The 21,267-nt window shown below is 74.0% G+C and carries 15 protein-coding genes and 1 pseudogene; 3 read left to right on the forward strand and 13 right to left on the reverse strand.

The window, feature by feature from the left end:
- Positions 1-72 precede the first annotated feature (72 nt).
- From ACWFQ8_RS23305 to ACWFQ8_RS23320, 4 genes are all read right to left on the reverse strand, one after another.
- On the reverse strand, positions 73-828 hold the full coding sequence (locus ACWFQ8_RS23305; RefSeq protein WP_453788182.1) for an AIM24 family protein: 756 nt from the start codon (positions 826-828) through the stop codon (positions 73-75).
- 19 nt (positions 829-847) lie between these two features.
- Positions 848-1,528: an AIM24 family protein gene (locus ACWFQ8_RS23310; protein WP_384536020.1), complete on the reverse strand. Its 681-nt coding sequence runs from the start codon at positions 1,526-1,528 to the stop codon at positions 848-850.
- Between the two features lie 20 nt (positions 1,529-1,548).
- Complete coding sequence (locus ACWFQ8_RS23315) at positions 1,549-3,222, reverse strand: TerD family protein (RefSeq protein ID WP_453788183.1); 1,674 nt, start codon at positions 3,220-3,222, stop codon at positions 1,549-1,551.
- Between the two features lie 154 nt (positions 3,223-3,376).
- Positions 3,377-4,015: a M48 metallopeptidase family protein gene (locus tag ACWFQ8_RS23320; protein ID WP_453788184.1), complete on the reverse strand. Its 639-nt coding sequence runs from the start codon at positions 4,013-4,015 to the stop codon at positions 3,377-3,379.
- Positions 4,016-4,137: 122 nt separating this feature from the next.
- On the opposite strand from ACWFQ8_RS23320, the gene ACWFQ8_RS23325 reads away from it, so the two are divergent.
- Positions 4,138-5,274, forward strand: a complete 1,137-nt coding sequence (locus ACWFQ8_RS23325; RefSeq protein ID WP_453788185.1) for a ThiF family adenylyltransferase — start codon at positions 4,138-4,140, stop codon at positions 5,272-5,274.
- A 73-nt stretch (positions 5,275-5,347) separates the two neighbouring features.
- Positions 5,348-6,676: an ABC1 kinase family protein gene (locus ACWFQ8_RS23330; protein ID WP_453788186.1), complete on the forward strand. Its 1,329-nt coding sequence runs from the start codon at positions 5,348-5,350 to the stop codon at positions 6,674-6,676.
- Between the two features lie 93 nt (positions 6,677-6,769).
- On the opposite strand, the gene ACWFQ8_RS23335 is transcribed toward ACWFQ8_RS23330, so the two are convergent.
- The 5 genes from ACWFQ8_RS23335 to ACWFQ8_RS23355 all read right to left on the reverse strand — a co-directional run bounded on the left by ACWFQ8_RS23335 (position 6,770) and on the right by ACWFQ8_RS23355 (position 10,566).
- On the reverse strand, positions 6,770-6,979 hold the full coding sequence (locus ACWFQ8_RS23335; RefSeq protein WP_453788187.1) for a hypothetical protein: 210 nt from the start codon (positions 6,977-6,979) through the stop codon (positions 6,770-6,772).
- A 110-nt stretch (positions 6,980-7,089) separates the two neighbouring features.
- Positions 7,090-7,419 (reverse strand): hypothetical protein, encoded by a 330-nt coding sequence (locus ACWFQ8_RS23340; RefSeq protein ID WP_453788188.1) that lies wholly within the window; start codon positions 7,417-7,419, stop codon positions 7,090-7,092.
- Positions 7,416-7,784: a WhiB family transcriptional regulator gene (locus tag ACWFQ8_RS23345; protein ID WP_453788189.1), complete on the reverse strand. Its 369-nt coding sequence runs from the start codon at positions 7,782-7,784 to the stop codon at positions 7,416-7,418. Before ACWFQ8_RS23345 ends, ACWFQ8_RS23340 begins: the two co-directional genes overlap by 4 nt.
- A 182-nt stretch (positions 7,785-7,966) precedes the next feature.
- On the reverse strand, positions 7,967-8,290 hold the full coding sequence (locus tag ACWFQ8_RS23350; RefSeq protein WP_453788190.1) for a hypothetical protein: 324 nt from the start codon (positions 8,288-8,290) through the stop codon (positions 7,967-7,969).
- Between the two features lie 170 nt (positions 8,291-8,460).
- Entirely contained in the window at positions 8,461-10,566 is a 2,106-nt protein-coding gene (locus ACWFQ8_RS23355) for an ATP-dependent DNA helicase UvrD2 (RefSeq protein ID WP_453788225.1), read from the reverse strand.
- A 226-nt stretch (positions 10,567-10,792) separates the two neighbouring features.
- Between ACWFQ8_RS23355 and ACWFQ8_RS23360 the strand changes: the two genes are divergently transcribed.
- Positions 10,793-11,053 (forward strand): glutaredoxin domain-containing protein, encoded by a 261-nt coding sequence (locus ACWFQ8_RS23360; RefSeq protein WP_384535854.1) that lies wholly within the window; start codon positions 10,793-10,795, stop codon positions 11,051-11,053.
- Positions 11,054-11,164: 111 nt separating this feature from the next.
- On the opposite strand, the pseudogene nudC reads toward ACWFQ8_RS23360, so the two are convergent.
- The 4 genes and pseudogenes from nudC to ACWFQ8_RS23380 all read right to left on the reverse strand — a co-directional run.
- Positions 11,165-12,097, reverse strand: a pseudogene (nudC, locus tag ACWFQ8_RS23365) (NAD(+) diphosphatase); the annotation flags it as partial.
- Positions 12,098-12,142: 45 nt separating this feature from the next.
- Positions 12,143-13,561, reverse strand: a complete 1,419-nt coding sequence (locus tag ACWFQ8_RS23370; RefSeq protein ID WP_453788191.1) for a dipeptidase — start codon at positions 13,559-13,561, stop codon at positions 12,143-12,145.
- Positions 13,562-13,571: 10 nt separating this feature from the next.
- Positions 13,572-17,381, reverse strand: a complete 3,810-nt coding sequence (locus tag ACWFQ8_RS23375; protein ID WP_453788192.1) for a UvrD-helicase domain-containing protein — start codon at positions 17,379-17,381, stop codon at positions 13,572-13,574.
- Positions 17,382-17,462: 81 nt separating this feature from the next.
- A complete protein-coding gene (locus ACWFQ8_RS23380; protein ID WP_453788193.1) occupies positions 17,463-21,032 on the reverse strand; it encodes an ATP-dependent helicase in 3,570 nt (1,189 codons plus the stop codon).
- Positions 21,033-21,267 lie beyond the last annotated feature (235 nt).

Genomic DNA, 21,267 nt, shown 5'->3' on the forward strand with positions numbered 1-21,267 from the left:
CGCCGGGCCGGGTGACGGAATGGCGCAGGGGCGGTCCCGCACGGGACCGCCCCTGCGTCGTACGCGGGACGGCTAGTTCCAGGCGTTGTTCTGGTTCTGCGCGTGCGCACCGTGCTGGCCCATGCCGAACTGCGCCGCGGCGCCCTGGCCGAGCTGGGCGTTCTGCGGCGGCAGCACCTCGCTGGGCTGCACCAGCGCGAAGCCGGTGCCGAGGAAGCTCAGCTCCCAGCCCTCGCCGGTGTTGCCGCGCCGGCGCCACACCCCGGTGGAGTGGGTCTGGGCCTGCATCTGCACGCGCAGCGAGGTGGACCAGGCGACGATCGCGTCGGCGTCGGCGTTGACGTACTTGTCCGGGGTGACCTGCATCATCAGGGGCTGCCCGGAGGTCATCAGCGCGACCTTGCCGCGGCCGGTGATGTTGAGCTGGTACTTGCCGGACCCGGAGATCCCGTACTGGCTGTCCACCGCGATGACCTCGGTGTGCAGGGTGGAGTCCAGGGCGAGCACGTAGCTGCTGTCGACGGTGAGGCCGTCCTGGTCCACGTCGACGACGTGGACGTACTGGGCGAGATTGGCCAGGTAGACCGTGCCCTGCCCGGAGCAGCGCATCAGGTCGAGGCCCTCACCGGTGCGGCTGCGGGCCCCCCGCTGGTTGCTGCTCTGGTACTCGCCGTCGAAGTCGACGATGCCCTGGTAGGCGACCATCGCGCCCTTGCGGGCGAGGATGTCGTCGGAGCCGCTCAGCGAGACCCGCAGCAGCTGGGGGTTCTGGACGGTGTACCGGTCCTGGGACTGCGCTTCCGCGTAGCCGAAAAGTGAGCTCTGCATGATGTGTGTCCGCTCCCCCTCAGCCCCGGGCCCGGAGCCGGTCGGTGCTGTCCTCGCTGGGCTGTACGACGACGATGCCCTGGCCGGAGAAGGCCATCTGGTAGGCCTCCCCGCTGCCCCTGCCGATCATCGACGAGGCCTTGAAGCTGCGCTTCCCCTTGACCTTGAGGTTCGGGGACCAGGCGACGAGCGCGTCCGGGTCCACGTACGTCTCGTCGTCGCCGCGGCCGCAGTCGACGACGATCGGGGTGCCGCGGGAGGTGATCGCGACCCAGCCCGTGCCGGAGATCTGCACGTTGAACAGGCCCTGGCCGGCGAACTTCGCCATGCCCTTGACCCGCTCGACGCCCCACTGGAGGTGGGCGTCGAAGGCGAGCAGGTTGGTGCCGTTGACGGAGAGGGCGTCGTTGTTGAGGTTGATCACGACGACGTCCGCGCCGTAGTCGGCGAGGTAGAGCAGGCCGTCGCCGGTCGCCTTCATGAGCGGGGCGCCCTCGCCGGTCAGCCACTGGGAGGCCATTTGGCGCACGGCGGGCGGGTTGGGCTCGTACTGGACGAAGCCCTCGTAGGCCACCATCGACCCGGTGCGGGCGAAGAGGTCCTGGCCGCTCTGCATGGCGACCTTGAGCATGGCCCGGCCGTGGTTCTCCATGCGGGCCGTGACGGGGGTCGGGGCGTAGCCCGCGAGCTGCTGGTTCATTGCGTTCATGTCGGGCTCCCTCAGACCTCGTACGGCTGGACGACGATGAAGTTGCCGGGAGCGCCGCGGAACTGGAGGTTCACGGTCTCCCCGCTGTGACCGGGGTAGGCGTTGCGCCGCAGCCGGACCTGGCTGGAAATGATCACCTGCGAGGCGGCCGACCACGCGACGACGGCATTGCTGTCCGCGAAGGTGGTGGGGGTGACGGGCAGGACGACGGGCACGCCGTGCGTCTTGACGATCACCGTGCCGGTGCCCTGGAAGAGCATGGTGAACAGGGCTCCGCCTGGGATGCCGTGGCCCTCGATCCGGCGGACCTCGTGCTGGAGGGTCTCGTCGAAGGCGAGCACGTTCTCGGCGGAGACGCAGATGCCGTCGCCCTGGAGCTCGATGGCGTGCAGGTGCGCGCCGGTCTCGGCGAGGAACACCTGGCCGCGGCCGGAACAGCGCATGAGCTGCATCTCCTGGCCGGTGGCGTTGCCGACGACGCGGCCTGCGAAGCCGGCGCCCTTGTAGCTGAAGTCGACCTTGCCCTGGTACAGCACCATGCTGCCCTGGCGGGCGAGGACCGCCTGGCCGCCCATGGCCAGGTCGACGCGCATGAGCTGCTGGTTCTGCGGGGTCCAGCGGGCGCCGGTCGGGGCTTCCTTGTACGGCTGGAGGGCGGCGGCGAGACCGGCTCCGGCGGCCTGGGGGACGTGGCCCGGCTGCTGGCCCGGGAACGGGCCGGGGGGCTGTCCCGGGACCTGGCCGTAGCCGGGCTGCTGCTGCCCGTAGCCCGGCTGCTGCCCGTAGGGCGCGGGGGCCGGGGCGGGCGGGGGCACCTGGCCCGGGTACTGACCGGGCGCCTGGCCTCCGTACGAGGGCTGCTGCGGAGGCTGGCCGTACGGCGCGGGGGCCGGCGGCGCGAGCGGCGCGGCCATGGTGGGCGCGGTGTGCGCGGGCGGGGCGGGCTGCTGGTACGCCTGCGGCTGCGGGGCGTGCGCCTGCTGCGGGGGCGCGCCGAAGGACGGCGCGGGGGGCGGGGCGGGCGCGGTGTGGGCCGGGGCGGGCGCGGTGTGGGCCGGGGCGCCGAAGGACGGGGCCGGGGCTGCTGCCTGGGGCGGCGGGGCGAACCCCGGCGAGGCGGCGGCCTGGGTCGGAACCTCGGGCTCCGGTTGCGCGTCCTCGGCGACCTCGCCGCCGAAGTTGCGCAGCAGTGCGTCGAGTCCGCCGTCGAAGCCCTGGCCGACGGCGGCGAAGCGCCACACGTCCTTGAGGTAGAAGTCGCCGAGCATCACGGCTCGCTCGGTGGTGAACTCGGCGCCGGTGAACGCGTACCGGACGACCTCTTCGCCGCCCGCGACGATCCGGATGTAGCCCGGTCCGACCTGCGACATCTGTCCGGCGCCGTCGATGGTGGCGGTGAACGACAGCTTGTGGATGGACGCCGGAACGCGGTCGAGGGTCACCCGGAAGGACTCCGTGTCCCCGGCCTGCGCGCCGAGCTGCTGGATGGACTCCTCGGGCGACTTCGGCTGGTTGAAGAAGACGAAGTAGCGGTCGTCCGACAGCTGCTCGTTCGCGTCGAGGCCGAAGCAGCTGATGTCGAAGGAGAGTCCGGGCCCGGCGATCTGGACGCCTACGTACAGATCGGTGCCCGCCGTCAGATCACTGATCTTGGCCTTGTGGCCGCGCTGGAATTCCCTGGCCATACGTAACGACCGTCCCCCATCCCGACTGTGAATACGTGCGGCTCAGGCTAACGGCAACTGCCGACATCCGGCCAAGTCGGTACCGACCCGGTACATATGCGCAGCGGAGTGACGGGACGGGGGCCGCATCGGGGCAGGTTCGCCCGCGTTCGCCCTATTCGTCCGAGGAGGCGGGCGCCTTCGGGAGGCGTTCGGCGGCGACCACGCCCTCCAGGTAGCCGCGGGCGCGCTCGGTGCGCGGGTACGCCTCCAGCAGCTCCCAGAAGCGCGGTCCGTGACCGGGCACCAGGAGGTGCGCCAGCTCGTGGAGGAGCACGTAGTCCACGACGTACTCGGGCATCCCCTGGAGCCGGTGGGACAACCGGATGCTGCCCTCGGCCGGGGTGCAGGAGCCCCAGCGGGTGTTCTGGTTCGTGACCCAGCGGACCGTGCGGGGGCGGGCGCGGGAGTCGAAGTACTGCTCGGACAGGCGCTCGGCGCGCTCGGTGAGCTCCGCGTCCCCGAGGGTCCGCCGGCTCTCCTGGGCGGCCAGTTTGTCGAGCATGACGCCCACCCAGCGGCGCTCCTCGGCCTCGGACATCCGGGCAGGGATGAGGACGACCGTACGGTCACCCTCGCGGTAGGCGGATACGGTCCTGCGGCGGCGCGCGCTCCGGCGTACTTCGACGGCGCGCTGCGGGGAGTCGGCGGACACGCCACGACGGTACCCGGTCGCCGTGGGCGAAGTCCCGTCCCTCCGACCTTCGAACTTGATCGATTCCCTGTCGACGGCGACACCACCCCCTTTCTCCATCTCATATGCCTAATACCTCTCACCTGTGGACGAATTCCCGCGGGGATCGCGGCGGGCGGGCAGTGTTGCGGGAGAGGGAAAGGGCGGGCACCGAAAGTCCGCACCGGAAGAGGGGGACCGAGATGTATCCGAAGGTGAAGCCGGCGTTGGCGCGGGCCTGGCGGGATCTGCAGACGGTGCAGTTCGGGGTGACGCCCGCCCACGCGGTGGTGCTCGGCCCGGTGGACACCGCGACCGGTTCGCTCATCGACCGAATCGACGGGACGCGGGGCATGGACCTGCTGCGGGCCGAGGCCTCGGGCATGGGACTGCCGGACGGCCGGGCCGACGAGGTGGTGCGGCGGCTGGCGGGCGCCGGTCTGCTCGACGACGCCACCGCGGGCGGGCCCCGGGCCCAGGCCGTGCGCGGACGGCCCGAGGTGCTGGAGCGGCTGGGTCCCGATCTGGGCTCGCTGTCGCTGGTCCACCGGGAACCGGGCGGGGACTTGCGGGGGGTCGCCGCGCGCCGGGCGATACGGGTCCAGGTGCGCGGGGCCGGTCGGGTGGGCGCCGTGGTCGCGGCGGTCCTGGCGGGGGCCGGCGTGGGCCGGGTCGAGGTCCTTGACGGGGGCCGGGTCGAGCCGGCGGATGTGGCGCCGGGCGGGCTGGGGCCGGGCTGCGTGGGCCGGATGCGGGCCGAGGCGGCGGGGAGGCTGGTGCGCGGGGCGGCTCCGGGGCGCGCCCCGCGGCCCGGGGAGGAAGCGGGACCGGACCCGGGGCTGGCCCTGGTGGTGGTCGCGCCCCGGGACGGACTGCACGCCTGGGCCCCGGACCCGGACACAGCGGCGGGCTGGGTCGCCACCGGCATCCCGCACCTGTACGCGGGGGTGTTGGAGGGCACCGGGCTGGTGGGTCCGCTGGTACTCCCCGGCGCGACGGCGTGCGCGGGGTGCATGGAGCGGGACCGGGTGGACCGGGATCCGGCCTGGCCGAGGATGCTGGTGCAGTGGCGCTCGGCCCATCGCCGGCGCGCGACCGGCGCCTGCGATCTGGGCCTGTCCACGGCGGTCGCCGGACTGGCCGCGGCCCACGCGCTGTCCTTCCTCGACGGAGAGCTGCCCGCATCCACGGCCGCGCGCTGGGAGGCCGCGCTGCCGTCCCTGCACTGGGAGCGCTCCGAGGTCCCGGCGCACCCGGACTGCCCGTGCGGTGCGGGCCGCGCGGCGGTGCCCGTGCGGACGGGAGGCGGATCGGGCGCTGACCGGCCGGAGGGGCCATGACAGGATGCTGGTGGCCGGGGAACTCCCGAACCGCCGCTCGCGGCGCAGCTGTCTGGGACATGGAGGGGCGCGTATGTCTGATCTTCCCCGGAAGGCGGTCACCCGTACCGTGAAGCTGGCCGCGTTGCCGCTCGGCATCGCGGGCAGGGCCACCTGGGGCCTGGGCAAGCGGATCGGGGGCAAGTCGGCCGAGATCGTCGCGCGCGAGCTCCAGCAGCGCACCGCCGAGCAGCTGTTCCGGACGCTCGGGGAGCTCAAGGGCGGTGCCATGAAGTTCGGCCAGGCCCTGTCCGTCTTCGAGTCGGCGCTGCCCGAGGAGGTCGCGGGGCCCTACCGGGCGGCGCTGACCAAGCTGCAGGAGGCGGCCCCGCCGCTGCCCGCCGCGACGGTGCACCAGGTGCTGGCGGACCGGCTGGGCGAGGACTGGCGGGACCTGTTCCAGGAGTTCGAGGACAAGCCGGCCGCGGCGGCCTCGATCGGGCAGGTGCACCGGGCGGTGTGGCACGACGGCCGGCAGGTGGCGGTCAAGGTGCAGTACCCGGGTGCCGGTGAGGCGCTGCTGTCGGACCTCAAGCAACTGGGCCGGTTCGCGGGGCTGCTGGGCCCGCTGGTTCCCGGCATGGACATCAAGCCCCTGATCAAGGAGTTGCGCGACCGGGTCTCGGAGGAGCTCGACTACGAGCTGGAGGCCGAGGCCCAGCGCACGCACGCGGACGCCTTCGAGGACGACCCGGACGTGGTCGTTCCCGATGTGGTGCACCAGGGCGACGAGGTGCTGGTCACCGAGTGGATGGAGGGGACCCCGCTGTCGGAGGTGATAGCCGCCGGCAGCCAGGAGGAGCGCGACCGCGCCGGGCAGTTGCTGGCCCGCTTCCTCTTCTCCGGGCCCGCGCGCACCGGCCTGCTGCACGCCGATCCGCACCCGGGCAACTTCCGGCTGATCTCCGGACCGGACGGGCGGACCCGGTTGGGCGTCCTGGACTTCGGGACGGTCGACCGGTTGCCCGGCGGCTGGCCCAAGCCCATCGGACGGTCGCTGCGGATGACGCTGGATGGTGACGCGGAGGGGGTCTACGGCCACTTGTGCGCCGAGGGCTTCGTGAAGGAGTCCATAGAACTGGACCCCGACGCGGTGCTGGACTACCTGAAGCCGATCATCGAGCCCGCCGAGGCCGAGGAGTTCACCTTCACCCGGGCGTGGCTGCGCGGCCAGGCGGCGAGGATCGCCGATCCCCGCTCCCCCGCGCACCAGTTGGGCCGGCAGATCAACCTGCCGCCCTCGTACCTGCTGATCCACCGGGTGACCTTGAGCACGATCGGAGTGCTCTGCCAGCTGGGGGCGACGGTACGGCTGCGGGACGAGCTGGAGTCGTGGCTGCCGGGGTTCCCCGCGGCGGAGTGACGCCGTGGGCGGCACTCCGGACGGGGACCGGTGCGGGGGCGTTGCGGGCCGGTGCTGCGGGCCGGTGCGGGCCGGTGCTGCGGGCCGGTGCGGTCACCACCAGGAGGAGTCGAGCCTGCCCTCGATCGCACGGATGTTGGCCCGGGCGCAGTCGTGGCAGAAGTACTGCCTGCTGCCGTTTTCCACGGAACAGGTCCAGGTGACCGGGGCGCCGTCCGGGGACCGGGCACCGCAGCGCGCGCAGACGACGGTCTGGGCCTCGGGTCCCGGATCGGCGGGGTGGGGAGGAGTCGGCTGGTCCACCTCCGGACGATATCCCCGCGGGGCCGCGCTGCCGTCCGCAACGCACCGGGGGGACCGGTCCGTTCGGACCGGTCCCCCCGGGGACGGTGTAGTGCCGCTGCCGTCGGCTCCTACTGCATGACGGCCATGGCCAGTGCACGCCGCGCGCGCAGGGTGACGCGCTCGGCTCGCCGCTGCATGCGGCGGGCGGCGACCAGGCGCAGGGCGTGACGCTCGGCGTCGGCCTCGCGCATGCGGTCCTCCATATGGGCACGGGCCAGGGCTTCTGGGATGAGTTGCATTTCGCGGGTCCTGTTCTGACGCGAGGTGATCGCGCCGGCGGTGATGAAGTCTGCGGTGGCGGAGCCGTGCGGCTGCTCGCTCGTGGCGTGGGGGGTCATGAGGGCCTGCTTCAAGGGGTCGTGCGTGAGGGGGCGGTCAATGGTTCCGGTGGCGTTCATGCCGCGACCGGGTTCTTGCGCGGACGCCCACGCGGACGCTTGCGGGCGACGACCACACCCTGGACGAAGAGCTCGCCGCCCCAGACGCCCCAGGGCTCGCGGCGCTCGGTCGCCCCGGCGAGGCAGGCCTCGACCAGCGGGCAGGTGCGGCAGAGCGACTTTGCGTACTCGACGTCGGCCGGGGACTCGGCGAAGAAGACCTCCGGGTCGAAGGTGCGGCAGGGGACGGGTACGCCGAGGTTCTCGATGGCGTCGTCGAGCGCGGTGAGCGCGGTCAGCGGGGTCAAGGTGCGGTCCTCCGGAACTGCGGGCGGGGAGATCGTTTGGGTCTGCGGTACGGACGGGGCGTGCGCTTCGAGTTGCACGGTGGTTTCTTCCTCGTCTTGTTCGACTAGTCGTTCCGGCCGGTCGGCCGGTTTCGGCTGGTACCTGGTCCTGCCAGTCCCGAGGCCCCTTCGCTCCGTCGTCCCCGTTCGGGGACAAACAGAAGGGCCGCGGATCCCGGGTGGGGTTCCGCGGCCCTGAAGGCGCCGGCCTGATCATGCGATCAGGCTGGATCACTCCAGGGTTCGAGCCCGCGGAAGGCCCACATCAGGTGGTGCTGCTGCTTCTTCGTCTGCTTCTCGGATCCGGCACCGGCTGCGGCCGCGAAGCCATAGGCGCCATGCGCCTGGGCTTCCAGCACTGCCACCGGTGCCTGAATCGGTCGCTCGTTCCGCTCACGCACGGGCAGCGTGGCCACCAGGGCAGAGCTGCATGCGCTGATCGCGGACAGACCGGTACCCGTGAGCGGGAGGAGCGAGGAGGAGCCGAGCACGCAGGAAGCGGCGACCGAGCGATCGGTCATTTTGGTGAAGGTCGTGGAGCTCATCACTGGTCTCGCCTCCTCTCGGCGTCTCGGGGACTCGGCCCGGAGGCCTGTCCCATGCGTATTCGGATCAGTACAGCACGGATCCAGGGCTTCGGAGAAGCCACCGTTTCCGTTGCTAAGAACCTATGGGGATTCGCCGGGCATGTGCAAACTATTTTTCCGACGAGTTTCTACGCGTCGTCAGGATCTTCCGCCCCGGGCTCTTGACCTGCGCAGATGGCGAGGACGTCGGCCCCGTACCGGTCCAGCTTGCGGCCCCCCACCCCGGAGATCATCGAGAGCTCCGCCTCCTCGCACGGCGCGGCCTCCGCGATCGCCATCAGCGTCTTGTCCGTGAAGACGCAATAGGCGGGCAGGCCCTGCTCCTTCGACTGGGCCGCGCGCCAGTCCCGCAGCCGCTCGTAGAGCCCTTCGTCCATGTCGGACGGGCAGTCCTCACAGCGCAGCAGCTTCAGCTCGCCGGCGTCGGTCAGCGTTTTGCCGCAGACCCGGCACAGCACCGGCCCGCGCCGGCCCCGCTTGCGGGTCGCCGGCTCGCCCCCGGCCGCTGCGGCGCCCGGGGCCGCCGAGCCCGGTCGCAGGCCGTTCAGGAAGCGGCTGGGCCGCCGGGAGGCCCGGCCCCCCGGAGCGCGGGAGAGCCCCCAGGACAGGGTCAGGTGCAGCCTCGCCCGGGTGACGCCGACGTAGAGCAGCCGGCGTTCCTCCTCGACCTGCTCGTCGGTCTTCGCGTACGTGATCGGCATCATGCCGTCGGTGAGGCCGACCAGGAACACGGCGTCCCACTCCAGGCCTTTGGCCGCGTGCAGCGAGGCGAGGGTGACGCCCTGGACCGTCGGGGCGTGCTGGGCGGCCTTGCGCTCCTCCAACTCGACCGTGAGGTCCGCCAGGGTGGCCCCCGGTCGCGCGCGGGCGAAGTCCTCGGCGAGGCGGACCAGCGCCGCCACCGATTCCCACTGGTCGCGCACGGCGCCGGAGCCGGCCGGGGGCTCGCTGGTCCAGCCGGTGGAGCTGAGGACGGCCCGGACCTGAGAACCGAGCTCGACGACGTCGTCGAGCAGCGGGTCGTTCCCGCCGGAGCGGGCGGCTCCGCGCAGCGCGAGGATCGCTTTCTGGACTTCCTGGCGCTCGAAGAACCGCTCGGCCCCGCGGAGCTGGTAGGGGACCCCGACGTCGGCGAGGGCTTGTTCGTAGACCTCGGACTGGGCATTGATCCGGTAGAGCACGGCGATCTCGCCGGCCGGGACCCCGGCGGCGATCAGGTCCCGGATGCGGTGGGCGACACCCTCGGCCTCGGCGGGCTCGTCCGGGTACTCGGCGTACACCGGGTCGGGGCCGGCCTCGCGCTGGGAGACCAGCTCCAGCCGGTGCTCGGCTGCGCGCCCCTTGGCCTGGTTCAGCAGGCCGTTGGCCAGGTGCACCACCTGGGGGGTGGAGCGGTAGTCCCGGACCAGCTTGACCAGCGTGGCCTGCGGGTAGCGGGTGCGGAAGTTCAGCAGGTGGTCGGGGGTGGCTCCGGTGAAGGAGTAAATCGTCTGGCTGGCGTCGCCGACGACGCAGAGGCTGTCGCGCTCGCCGAGCCACAGGTCGAGCAGCCGCTGCTGCAAGGGGCTGACGTCCTGGTACTCGTCCACCACGAAGTGCTGGTACTGCGTGCGGATCTGTTCGGCGATGTCGTGGCGGTCCTGGAGGATGCCGACGGTGAGGAGCAGCACGTCCTCGAAGTCGATCATGCCCCGGTCGCGCTTGAGCTGCTCGTAGGTGCCGTAGATCTGGGCGATCTCCGCCAGGTCCCGGGGCGCCTCACGGCCGGACTTGAGGGCGGCCACCGGGTAGTCGGCGGGCACGGTCTGGGTGACCTTGGCCCACTCGATCTCGCCGGTGACGTCGCGCAGCTCGTTGCGGTCGAGCCGGATGCGGCAGCGCGCGCCGGCCTCGGCGACGAACTGGATCTTGCGCTCCAGCAGCCGGGGCACGTCCCCGCCGACCGCTTTCGGCCAGAAGTACTGGAGCTGGCGCAGGGCGGCGGAGTGGAAGGTCCGCGCCTGGACCCCGCCCGCGCCGAGGGTGCGCAGGCGGCCGCGCATCTCGCCGGCGGCGCGGTTGGTGAAGGTGACGGCGAGCACACTGGCCGGCATGAGCTGACCGGACCGGACCCCGTAGGCGATGCGGTGGGTGATCGCGCGGGTCTTGCCCGTACCGGCACCCGCCAGCACGCACACCGGCCCCCGCAGGGTCGTCGCGACCTCGCGCTGCTCCGGGTCCAGGCCCAGGAGCACCGCGTCGGCCGAGTCCGCGTCGGCGGGGAAGGATGAGGAGTGCGTTGCTGCTGTCACCCCGCCATGCTGCCAGGTCGCGTGGGCCGGACGGGAAAGTTGTCCACAGCCGCACAGGTCCGTCGTACTTGTCACACCGCCGTGTCGCGCGGCTGCGGGAATGGCGGAGCGATCCCGTACGTTCGAGTACTCGGACCGACGCGACCCGACCCCACAGAGGAGACGCAGCATGCAGGACACGGGCTCCATCACGATGTACAGCACGACCTGGTGCGGCTACTGCCGCCGGCTGAAGTCCCAGATGGACCGCGAAGGCATCGCGTACAACGAGATCAACATCGAGCTGGACCCCGCATCGGCGGCTTTCGTCGAGAAGGCGAACGGCGGCAACCAGACCGTTCCCACCGTCCTCGTGGTGTCCGCCGCCGGCAGCGAGTCGGTCATGACGAACCCGAGCCTGGCCCAGGTCAAGCAGGCCCTCACCGCCTGACCGACGCGGTCGCGCGCACGGCGCCGCCGCGAAGAGCGGCGCGACGACGGCGAGGCCCCCCGCCACCCCCCGGGGGCCACCCCCGCGCCCCACCCCCCCAGCCAAAAACTTCGGGCGCCGCAAGGGCACGCCGTACCAGAGCTCGACCAGCCGGGCCGCGATCGAGATGCCCGCCGGGGGCAGCACCTCGCCCGACTCGATCGCCGCGCGCAGGTCCTCGCGGGAGAACCACCGGGCCTCCTGGATCTCCTCGCCGTCCACCGTGATCTCGGAGCTGGTGGCTCGGGCCGTGAAGCCCAGCATCAGGCTGTACGGGAAGGGCCACGGCTGGCTGGCCACGTACTCGACCTCGCCGACCCTGACGCCCGCTTCCTCCCACACCTCACGGATGACGGACTGCTCGATCGATTCACCCGGCTCCACGAAGCCGGCGAGCGTGGAGAACCGCCCCTCCGGCCAGTGCACCTGGCGGCCCAGCAGCGCGCGGTCCTGCTCGTCCGTGACCAGCATGATCACCGCCGGGTCGGTGCGCGGGTAGTGCTCGGCGCCGCAACCGGGGCAGCGGCGGATGTGCCCCACCGCCGCGACCACCGTGCGGTCGCCGCAGCGGGAGCAGAAGCGGTGCATGCGCTGCCAGTTCTCCAGGGCGACGGCGTGCACCATCAGGCCGGCATCGCGCGGGGACAGCAGCATCCCGGCCTCGCGCAGGCCGGCCGCGCGGGCCGACTGGTCCATGCGGCCGGGCAGCGCGTCCTTCTGCAGCGCGAAGTACCGTACGCCGTCCTCGTCGGTGCCCAGGAAGTAGCGGTGCGTCTCGGTGACGGGGGCCTCGAAGGCCGGGGTCGTCACGAGGCCCGTGCCACCGTCGGGGGTGTCGTCGATGAGGACCTGGCCGCCGGAGACCACGAAGACGCGGGTCGTCGGGTGGCTCCAGGCGGCGGCGAGCCACGCCTCGTCGAGGCGGTGGTGCGCGGCACGGTCGATTCCGCTGGGTGCGGCGAGCGAGAGCGGACGCTCGGTATGGGTGCTCACAGGTACTTCCAACTCCCCCGGTGGGTGGGTCTGGGCAGGCTCGGCAGGGCGGGTGCGTCAGGCAGGAGCGTGGACGGCTTCGCGGTGGGAGGCGGCCAGGTCGCCCCAGAGGTAGGCGGTCGTCTCGACGCCCTTGAGGAGCAGGTCGAGCTCGACCTTCTCGTTCGGCGCGTGCCAGCCGTCGGACGGCACGGAGATGCCGAGGAAGAGGACGGGCGCGTCCAGCACGTCCTGGAGGTCCGCCGCGGGTCCGGAGCCGCCCTCGCGGGTGAAAAGGATCTTCTGGCCGAAGGCGCGGCCCATCGCCCGGACCACGGACTGCAGGGCCGGGTGGTCCAGCGGGGTCAGGCAGGGCCGGGTGGGGGCGCCGAAGGTGACGGCGTGGCGGATCCCGGCCGGGACGTGCGCCGCGACCCAGTCCCTGACGGCCGCCTCGACCTCGTACGGGTCCTGTCCGGACACCAGCCGGAACGACAGCTTCAGGTGCGCGGAGGCGGGCACGACGGTCTTGCCGCCGGGGCCCTGGTAGCCGCCGCCGATGCCGTTGACCTCTGCGGTCGGGCGGGCCCAGACCCGCTCCAGGGTCGAGTACCCGGCCTCGCCGGAGGCCGCGTAGGACTTGGCCGTCCGGAGCCACTCGGCCTCGTCGAAGGGCAGCTCGGCGATGAGCGCGCGCTCGGCGTCGGTGAGCTCGACGATGCCGTCGTAGAACCCGGGTACGGTGACCCGCCCGTCGGCGTCGTGCAGGGCCGCGACCAGACGGGCGGCGACGGTGGCCGGGTTGGGCACGGCGCCACCGAAGGCGCCGGAGTGGATGTCCTGGTCGGGCCCGTGGAAGTCGATCTCGCAGTCGGCGACGCCGCGCATGCCGGTGCAGACGGTGGGCGTGGTCTCGGACCACATACCGGTGTCGGAGACGATCACGACGTCGGCGGCGAGTTCGCCGGCGCGGGCCTCCACGAGGTCGCGGAAGTGGGCGGAGCCGGACTCCTCCTCGCCCTCGACGAGCAGCTTGAGGTGCACGGCGGGGGCGGCGGCGCCGGTGGCCGCCAGGTGCGCCCGTACGCCGAGGGTGTGGAAGAACACCTGCCCCTTGTCGTCGGCGGCGCCGCGCCCGTACATCCGGCCGTCCTTGACGACCGGTTCGAACGGGTCGGTGTGCCAGCCGTCGGCGAGGGCGGCGGGCTGCACGTCGTGGTGCCCGTACACCAGCACGGTCGGGGCGTCGGGGTCCTCGCTCGGCCAGTGCGCGAAGACGGCGGGGGCGCCGGGGGTCTCCCAGACCTCGGCGACCGGGAAGCCGGTCTCCTTGAGCTTCGCGGAGAGCCATTCGGCGCTGCGGCGTACGTCGCCCGCGTGCTCGGGCTGGGCCGAGACGGAGGGGATGCGCAGCCACTCGGCGAGGTCGTCGAGGAAGGCGGCGCGGTGGGTCTCGATGTACGTGCGGACGACGCTGTCCGGCTGGCTGTCGCTCATGCACCCGAGCCTATCCGGCCGCCCGACGATCACTGTCCGTGCCCGTTCGACCTTGGAGGATCCGCTCAAGACGAGCGCGGTCGGGGAGGTCGCGGGGGCGGATCACGCGGCCGCTGCGCACGTGCAGGAAGGCTGCGGACACCCGGTCGAGGGGGGTGCCGGTGGCTTCCGCCCAGGCCAGGCGGTACACGGCGAGCTGGAGCGGATCGGCCTCGGTGGTGCGGCCGGTCTTCCAGTCGACGATCTCGTACGAGCCGTCGGGGGCGCGGTACACGGCGTCGATCCGGCCCCGTACGACGCGGCCGGCGAGCGTGATCTGGACCGGGGCCTCCATCCGGTACGGGGTGCGGTCGGCGTACTCGCTCCGCTCGAACGCCGCCTTGAGGGATGCGAGGTCGGCTTCGTCGGCGATGTCCTGTCCGGAACCGGAACCGGGGAGTTCGGTGGCGGGGTCCAGGACGTCGAGCAGCGGCAGCGGCAGCTCGTCGAAGCGGGACTCCACCCAGGCGTGGAAGCGGGTGCCCTGGCGGGCAGCGGGCTGGGGGGGCTTGGGCATGGGGCGGGCGAGGTCGCGGGCGAAGGCCTGCTCGTCGGCGGCGAGCCGCATGAGCTGGCTGGCGGAGAGGGCGGACGGCAGCTCGACGTCCCGGACGGCGGCGCGGGCGCGGCGGAGCTCGCCCTCCAGCGCGTCGAGGTCCCGGTCCCAGGAGGCGACGGCCCGTGCCTCCTCGGGGGTGAGTCTGGGCGGGGGCCCCTGAGGGTCGGCCTCCGACCGGCGGTGGTCGGCGCGGGCGCGGGCGCCGGGCACGGCGGGGCCCGCACCCCGCCCGGGAGCGGGGCCCGCGGCCCGGGCGTCGGCCTCGGGCCAGAGGTCGTCGTCGTGCGGGTCGGCGACGGGGCCGGTCGGAGCCTGTTGGCCCCCCGCCCCGCCCCTTCCCGTCGGCGGGGCCGCGCCCCGGGCCCCGCCGGAGGCGGGACCTGCGGCCCACCCCTCGGCCTCCGGCCACAGGTCACCGTCGTGGGGCAGCACGGAGCCCCGGGGGTCGTGGGCAGGCTCGGCCCACGGGTCGGCCTCCGGCCACAGGTCGTCCTCGCCCGGCAGGGCGGAGCCTCGGGGGTCGTGGGCAGGCTCGGCCCACGGGTCGGCCTCCGGCCACAGGTCGTCCTCGCCCGGCAGGGCGGAGCCCCGGGGCCGGGGGACCGGCTCGGGGTCCGGCCACAGGGGGGCGTCGGGCACAGGAGGTTCGTCGGCGTAGGACGGGTCCTCGCCGTGCGGGGGCCAGAGGTGGGGGTCGGGGTCGGCCGGTGGCGGAGGGGTCGCGAGGTAGGACTCCACCAGGGCGGCGGCCGCGCGGCGCAAGGCGAGGGAGGAGGGGTCCAGGGGCAGCGGCCAGGAGTGGTCCGGGCCGGACTCCGAGGACAGGACGGGATTCTCGGCGGAGGCGTCCGGCTCGGGCGCCCAGGCCTCGATCTCGCCGAACCCGGCCGCGCAGTGCTCGTACAGGGCGGTCAGGAACGCGGACGGCCCCCGGCGCTTCTTCTGGGTCGGGCCCCACCAGTGGCCCGAGGCCAGGAGCAGGGAGCGCGGGCGCGTGAAGGTCACGTAGCCCAGGCGGAGCTCCTCCACCGCCTTGTGGTCCTTGAGGGCGGTCTTGAAGCCCTTCATGCCCGCCGAACTCCAGGCCGGGTCCGCCGGCAGGGTCGGGGCGTCGCCGCGCAGCGCGTACGGGAGCACCTTCGCGTACGAGGTCCAGGCCTCCGGTGCCTTCTCCTTCGGGAAGGACCCCGCGCACAGGTCCGGGACGACCACCACGTCCCACTCCAGCCCCTTGGACTTGTGGGCGGTCAGGACCTTGACGGTGTTCTCCCCGCCGGGAAGCGCGTGGTCGAGGCCCTTCTCGTACTGGGCGGCCGTCCGCAGGAAGGCCAGGAACGCCAGCAGCGAGGCCTCCCCGTCGAGCGCGGCGAATCCCGCCGCCACGTCCATGAAGTTCGACAGCGTCTCGCGCCGGCGGGCCGCCAGCGCGTGCGGGGATGCGGACAGCTCCACCTCCAGCCCGGTCGCGGTCAGCACCCGGTGCAGGACGTCCATCAGCGGGTCCGCCAGCGAACGGCGCAGGTCGCGCAGCTCCTGGGCGAGGTGCGCGAAGCGGATTCGGGCCTGCGCCGAGAACGGCAGGTCGTCGGGGGCCTGCCCGGCGCCGTCCAGGAACGTCTCCAGCGCGTCGGCCAGGGACACGATCTCCGCCGGGTCCACTCCCTCGACGGCCGCCGCGAGGCGTTCGTCGTCGTCCGCCGCGCCGGCCGGGGCACGGCCGATCAGCAGCCGGGCCCGGCGGCCCAGCAGGGCCAGGTCGCGGGCGCCGATCCGCCAGCGCGGGCCGATCAGGAGCCGGACCAGGGCGGCGTTCGCCCCCGGGTCCTGGAGGACCTCGCAGACGGCGACGAGGTCGGCGACCTCCGGGAGGTGCAGCAGCCCGGAGAGGCCGACGACCTCCACCGGCACGTCACGGGCCACCAGTACGGCCTGGATCCGCGCGAAGTCGGCGGCGGACCGGCACAGTACGGCGATCTCACCCGGCTCCGTGCCGGTGCGGACCAGGTGGGCGACGGAGTCCGCGAGCCATTCCAGCTCCTCGGCGTGCGTCGGCAGCAGGGCGCACCGGACGAAGCCGGCCCGCTCCGCGCCCGGCGCCGGACGCAGCGCCTCCACTCCCTCGTGCAGGGCGCGCAGCGGGGCGGCGAGCCCGTTGGCGAGGTCGAGGAGGCGGCCGCCGCTGCGCCGGTTCTCGCCGAGCGAGAGCCGGATCGCGGGGGTGCCGTCGGCGTGCGGGAAGTGCTCGGGGAAGTCGTCGAGGTTGGCCACGGAGGCGCCGCGCCAGCCGTAGATCGCCTGGCAGGGGTCGCCCACGGCGGTCACGGCGTGCCCACTGCCCGCGCCGAAGAGGCCGGACAGCAGCAGCCGCTGCGCGACGGATGTGTCCTGGTACTCGTCGAGCAGGACCACCCGGAACTCCTCGCGCAGCAGCGCCCCGACCTCGGGCCGGGTGGTGGCGAGCCGCGCGGAGAGGGCTATCTGGTCGCTGAAGTCGAAGAGGTCGCGGGAGCGTTTGGCGGCGCGGTAGCGGCTGACGAGCTCCAGCAGTTCGAGGCGGCCGCGCACGGCTTCCGGGACCTTGCGCAGGTCCTCGTTGCTGAGCTTGGCGTCGGCGAGGGCGCCGAGCAGCTCGGTGTCGTACCGCCGCAGCTCGGCCGGCTCGACCAGGTGCTCGGAGAGCTCCGCGTCGAGCGCGAGCAGGTCGCTGACCAGGGCGGGGACCGACTTGGTCAGCGACGGGTACGGGCCGGGGGCCTCGCGCAGCACCTTCGCGGCGAGCTGGAAGCGGGTGGCGTCGGCGAGCAGGCGGGAGCTCGGTTCCAGGCCGATGCGCAGGCCGTGGTCCTTCAGCAGCTGCCCGGCGAAGGCGTGGTAGGTGGAGATGCGCGGCTCGCCGCCGGCCGCGCCGGCCTCGGCGGGCGAGGGGTCCGGGTCGGTGATGCCGGCCCGCGCGAGGGCCTTGCGTACGCGCTCGGACAGCTCGCCGGCGGCCTTGTTGGTGAAGGTCAGGCCGAGGACCTGTTCGGGCGCGACCGTGCCCGTACCCACGAGCCAGACGACGCGGGCGGCCATGACCGTGGTCTTGCCGGATCCGGCCCCCGCGACGACGACCTGCGGGGCGGGCGGAGCGGTGACGCAGGCCATCTGCTCGGGCGTGAAGGGGATACCGAGGAGCTCCTTGAGCTGTTCGGGATCGGTGAGGACGGGCGGACGCGCGGACACGTGAAAAGGCTAGCCGCACCCGCTGACACTCCGGGCCGCCGTCGGAGGGCGGCGGGCGGCCCGGCGCGGCGGGCTCCGCGCTCACTCCACCGTCTGGCGGCCTTCGGGGCGGGCGCTGCACGCGCTGCGGAAGGAGCAGTGGTCGCAGTGCTGTCCGGCGGCGGGCGCGAACCGCTCGTCCAGGACCCGCCCGGCGGCGGTGGCGAGCAGGTCGCCGACCCATTCCCCGTCGAGCGGCTGCTGGGCCTGCACCTTGGGTACGGTGTCGCCGCCGTCGCGCTGCGCGGCGCCCTGGCGGAGCTGGACGAGCTCGGCGCCGCCGGGGGCGGGGCGCAGGCCGTCGAAGACCTCGTCCACGGCGCCCTCGCGCACGGCGAGCTGGTAGACGGCGAGCTGCGGGTGGCGGGCGACCTCGTCCTTCGTCGGCGCGGCCTTGCCGGTCTTGAAGTCGACGACGTACGCGCGCCCCTGCGGGTCCGCCTCGACCCGGTCCATGGAGCCCCGGATCCGTACGGCGTACTCGCCCGCCTCCAGGGTGACGTCGAACTCGTGCTCCGTGGCGACCGCCTCCCGGCCGCCGCGGTCGGTGGTGTGCCAGCGCAGGAAGCGCTCCAGGGCGGCGCGGGCGTTCTCCTTCTCCTGGACGGACTTCCAGGGCGCGTCGAAGGCGAGGGCGTCCCACACCGAGTCGAGGCGTTCCATGAGGACGGCCAGGTCGGCGGGGGTACGGCCGGAGGCGACCTCGTCGGCGAGGACGTGGACGACGTTGCCGAAGCCCTGGGCGGCGGTCGAGGGGGTGTCGGCCTTGACCTCCCGGCCCAGGAACCACTGGAGGGAGCAGGTGTTGGCGAGCTGGTCCAGGGCGCTGCCGGAGAGCGCGAGGGGCCGGTCCCGGTCGCGCAGCGGAACGCTGCTGCGGGTGGGCTCGTACAGGCCCCACCAGCGCTGCGGGTGGGCGGCGGGGACCAGCGGCCGGTCCTCGTCGTCGGTGAGCGCGGCGAGGCGGGCGAGGCGGCGGGCGGCCGCGTCGCGCAGCTCGGGGGAGGCGTCGGGGTCGACGGTGGTCGCGCGGAGCTCGGCGACGAGCGCCGGTACGGCGAGGGGGCGGCGGGGGCGGCCGGTGACGTCGCGCGGGGGCACGCCGAGTTCGTCGAGGAAGCGGGAGGGCTGGTCGCCGTCCTCGGCGGGGGCCTTGACGGCGGTGACGACGAGGCGGTCGCGGGCGCGGGTGGCGGCGACGTAGAAGAGGCGGCGCTCCTCGGCGAGGAGGGCGCCGGGGGTGAGGGGCTCGGCGAGGCCGTCGCGGCCGATGCGGTCGGCCTCCAGGAGGGAGCCCCGGCGGCGGAGGTCGGGCCAGAGCCCGTCCTGCACCCCCGCGACGACCACGAGGGACCACTCCAGTCCCTTGGAGCGGTGGGCGGTCATCAGGCGGACGGCCTCGGAGCGGACGGCCTTGCCGGTGAGGGTGTCGGCGGCGATGTCCTCGGCCTCCAGCTGTTCGAGGAAGTTGAGGGCGCCGCTGCCGCCGGTGCGGTCCTCGGCGCGGGCGGCGGTGTCGAAGAGGGTGCAGACGGCGTCGAGGTCGCGGTCGGCGTTGCGGCCGGCGGCGCCGCCCCGGCGGGCGTTGCGCTCCAGCCGCTGGGGCCAGGGGGTGCCGTCCCAAAGGGTCCACAGGGCCTCCTCGGCGGTGCCGCCGCCCTGGAGGAGCTCGCGGGTCTTGCGCAGGAGCAGGCCGAGGCGCTGGGCGCCGCGGGCGTAGGCCGGGTCGTGGGCGGTGAGCCGCTCGGGCTCGGCGAGGGCGCGGGCGAGCAGGACGTCGGAGGGCGCGGGCACCTTGACGCCTGCGGCGCGCTCCTCGTCGCGCAGGGCCCGGCCGAGCCGGCGCAGGTCGGCGGCGTCCATCCCGCCGAGGGGGGAGGCGAGCAGGGTGAGCGCGTCCTCCACGGTGACGCCTCCGGCGCGGTCGGCCCCCTTCCCGGGGTCCCCGGCGCCGGCCGGACCGCCGTCGGCGGGGGTCTCCGGGACGGCCCCGCCCGCGGCGGGTGCAGGGGCGTCCTCGGCGCCGTCCCCCGCCCCCGCGCCGGCCGCCGCCGGGACCGCACGGCCCGGACCCGGGGCGCCTGCGGCGGGAAGCACGGGGTCCGCGACCGGGCCGCGGTCGCCCTCGGCGGGGAGCTCGGGGGCGGACGCCGGGTCCGGAACGCACTCAGGGGCGGGGTCCGGGCCGGGGGCGCCTGCGGCGGCCAGCTCGGGGTCCGCGACCGGGCCGCGGTCGCCCTCGGCGGGGGGCTCGGGGGCGGGCGGCTCGGCGGGGGTGGCCGCGAGGCGGAGGGCGGTGAGGAGGGGGGAGACGGCCGGTTCGTGGCGGAGGGGGACGTCCGTGCCGTCCGTTTCCGCCGGGACGCCGGCCGTGATCAGGGCGCGCCGCATCGCCGGGAGGGTGCGGCCAGCGGAGCGGACCAGGACCGCCATGTCCCGCCACGGCACGCCGTCCTCCAGGTGGGCCCGGCGCAGGATGTCGGCGATGTTGTCCAGCTCCGCGCCCGCCGTCGGGTACGTGAACACCTCCACCCGGCCCCCCTCCCGCACCGGCCGGAGCTCGCGGTGGGCCCGTACCGCCGCCGCCGGCAGCCTCGGTAGCGGCATCCGCGCCGTGAGCAGCCGGGTGGCGGCCAGCAGCGCGGAACCGGAGCGGCGGCCCGCGGTCAGGGCACGGACCTCGGCGCCGGGGAAGGAGGACTCGAAGTCCAGGACGTTGTTGATGTCGGCGCCGCGGAAGGCGTAGATCGACTGGTCGGGGTCGCCGAAGGCGACCAGCGTGCCGCCCGGCCCGGCCAGCGCCCGCAGCAGCCGCAGCTGCGAGGCGTCCGTGTCCTGGTACTCGTCCACGAAGATCGCGTCGTAGGAGGAGGCGAGGGACGGCGTGCCTTCCGCGAGGAGCACGGCGCGGTGGAGGAGTTCGGCGTAGTCCAGCGTGCCCTGGAGGTCCAGGACGTCCAGGTACTCGGAGAGGAACGCCGCCGCCGCCTTCCAGTCGGGCCGCCCGATGCGGTCGGCGAAGTCGGCCAGCGCGCCGGGCCCCAGGCCGAGCTCGCGGGCGCGGGCCAGCACCGCCCGCACCTCGTCCGCGAAGCCGCGCGTGGTCAGCGCCGCCCGCAGGTCGTCCGGCCAGCGGATGGAGCGGATCCGGCGCTGGCCCTCCAGCAGCGTGCGGACCATCACGTCCTGCTCCGGCCCGGACAGCAGCCGCAGCGGATCGGCGAAGAGCTCGGTGTCCTGATGGGCGCGGACCAGGCCGTAGCAGAAGGAGTGGAAGGTGGTGGCCTGCGGGGCGCGCGCGCCGCCCAGGCGCACGGCGGCCCGGTCGCGCAGTTCCACCGCGGCCTTGCGGCCGAAGGTCAGGACGAGGATCCGCTCGGGGTCGGTCCCCGCCTCCACCCGGGCGGCGACGGCCTCGACCAGCGTGGTGGTCTTGCCCGTGCCCGGTCCGGCCAGGACCAGCAGCGGTCCGCCCGGGTGGTCAACCACCGCCCGCTGCGCTGCGTCCAGCACAGGGGGATCCACCCGTTCCGGCCCGGTGCGCACGAGGCGGTACGCGTCGGGGGTCCGCGTGCGCCGGCGTCCGGCGCGGTCGGAGGAAGAGGTGATCACGTGAGGTGCCGGTCCTGGTGGGTCTGCGGTGACTGCTGCGGGGCCTGCGAACGGTTCGGGCGGTACGGGCGGTACGGGCGGTGCGGGTGGTACGGGCGGTGCGGGTGGTGCGGACAGTACGGGCGCCACGGGCGGTACGGGGTCTCCCGCGGCCGTCCCGGCCGGAGCCGGGTTCCGGTCCCGGGCCCGGGCCGAAGGGGCCACGCTACGGCAACCGGAGGTCCCCGCGCAGTCC

This window comes from Streptomyces sp. NPDC055254 (genome assembly GCF_053606025.1).